The following is a 255-nucleotide window of genomic DNA, read 5'->3' as shown; positions in this document are numbered from 1 at the left end:
CATCATGTCAGGTGCAAATCCTGACCAGTGATATTAATGGCATATCGGAGACACACCTAGGCCGAACGTGATATTTAATCATGGGACTGTGAGCTTGTCTGATGCCATATGGAGTGTTGTCCGAGCCTGGCTGATGGTGCCTGTCTACTAAACAGGTAACGATAAATCGTTCGGGGGTTCAAATCCTCCACACTCCGTTCGTTGCCCACCAAACTACCGAAAGGAAGCGAAGACCGCCTGAACTCGGTCGTGGGC

Annotated in this window: 1 tRNA gene; it reads left to right on the top strand. The window is 50.6% G+C overall.

From position 1 onward, the window contains the following. Positions 1–110: 110 nt before the first annotated feature. Positions 111–197: transfer RNA gene (locus FD09_RS15740), tRNA-Ser, on the top strand. Positions 198–255: the final 58 nt, after the last annotated feature.

This window comes from Schleiferilactobacillus perolens DSM 12744 (assembly GCF_001435585.1).
In the GTDB taxonomy this organism is placed as follows: Bacteria; Bacillota; Bacilli; order Lactobacillales; family Lactobacillaceae; genus Schleiferilactobacillus; species Schleiferilactobacillus perolens.
The sequence above is the reverse complement of the archived record's forward strand: the minus strand, read 5'-3'. Positions and strand labels throughout refer to the sequence as shown.